Origin of the sequence: Paenibacillus sp. 1001270B_150601_E10, from assembly GCF_015558675.1 — a bacterium.
GTDB lineage: Bacteria > Bacillota > Bacilli > Paenibacillales > Paenibacillaceae > Paenibacillus_B.
This window is the reverse complement of sequence record NZ_JADMOL010000029.1, coordinates 1-1,283: the sequence shown is the minus strand read 5'-3', so window position 1 is coordinate 1,283 and position 1,283 is coordinate 1. Positions and strand designations below refer to the sequence as shown.

At 46.6% G+C, this 1,283-nt stretch carries 2 protein-coding genes; both read right to left on the bottom strand.

Features of this window, described 5'->3' with window-relative positions; translation table 11 throughout:
* Positions 1-37: 37 nt before the first annotated feature.
* On the bottom strand, positions 38-943 hold the full coding sequence (locus tag I2H74_RS24390) for an IS3 family transposase (protein ID WP_324254161.1): 906 nt from the start codon (positions 941-943) through the stop codon (positions 38-40).
* Entirely contained in the window at positions 886-1,209 is a 324-nt protein-coding gene (locus I2H74_RS24385; RefSeq protein ID WP_229506178.1) for a helix-turn-helix domain-containing protein, read from the bottom strand. Before I2H74_RS24385 ends, I2H74_RS24390 begins: the two co-directional genes overlap by 58 nt.
* Positions 1,210-1,283 lie beyond the last annotated feature (74 nt).

Sequence of the window (1,283 nt, the reverse complement as noted above, 5' to 3'; positions counted from 1 at the left end):
TGGTCAAGCCCCATTTTTGTAGACATTGAAAAAAGCCCTAAGCTGAAAGCTGGCGTCGGTACTCTACCGGCGTCAGCTTATCTAATTTTCTTTGAATCCGATCATGGTTATAAAAATGTATAAATTCCTCTATTCTCCGTTGTGCTTCGTCCAACGAGCGGATATGATAGGGGTAGAGCGCTTCCGCTTTGAGATGCGAGAAGAAGCTCTCCATTGCGGCATTGTCTAAACAATTGCCGCGTCTGGACATGCTGATTTGGGCGCCAACCGTAGGCAGCATGTCGTGGTATGCATGGGACGTGTACTGGAAGCCTTGATCGCTGTGAACGATCAATCCGGCTATTTGCCCAGTCGCGTCCTTTTGTGCTTGAAACGCGCTTTTAAACGTCTCTAGAACCAACTCGTTGTCATTGCGATTACTCATGTGGTACGCGACAATTTCCGAGCTGCACAGATCCTTAATAGCCGATAGGTACAGCCGATCATCCCCTACACGATACTGCGTAACATCGGTAACCCATTTTTGATTCAGTTTATCCGCAGTAAAGTCACGCTTCAGTAAATTATCTGCAACGCGGCCGTCCGCTACTGCTACTTGATGTGAGTAGCGATAGTTGCGTTTCCTCCGGATAACGGCCTTCAACCCGAGTTCTTGCATAAGGCGCAGTACTCTCTTATGGTTCACCTTTTCACCATATTGACGTTCAAGCTCGTCCTCGATCCTCCGGTATCCATATGTTCCGTTTCTCTGCTCATATATGGCCTTGATTCGCTCTTTCGTCTCGTGGTCTTTGTCATGCTCTAACTTACTAAGATAGCGGTAATATCCGCTTCTAGACACGCCTAGGAGCCTGCAAAGCTCCGTTACAGGATACTGTTTTGCCGCTACTTGGATGATGTGGTACTTGCCCCCAGCACCTCCTGTTTCCAGATTTTCAAACACTTTTTTAAGGCTTCGTTTTCCCGTTTGAGCTGTTTCACATGCCGGTCTTGGTCTAGGTACTGCTCGCGACGCCCTCTTTGATCTAAGAGTCCAAACTCACCAAGCTCTCTGTACTTACGCATCCACTTTTTGACTCTATCCCTATCATGGATCTTCAAGTGTTCGGTGATCTGTCTGTATGTCCACTTTTCCTCAATGTGTAGACGGATCGCCTCCTTCTTATCTTCCTCCGTATATGATTTAAACTTCTGTCCTTTAATCGCCATAAAAAATGCACCCCCTAGAATTCATCGGAATAACCAGAGGTTTTTCCAATGTCTATTCTATGGGGTGCACTTCA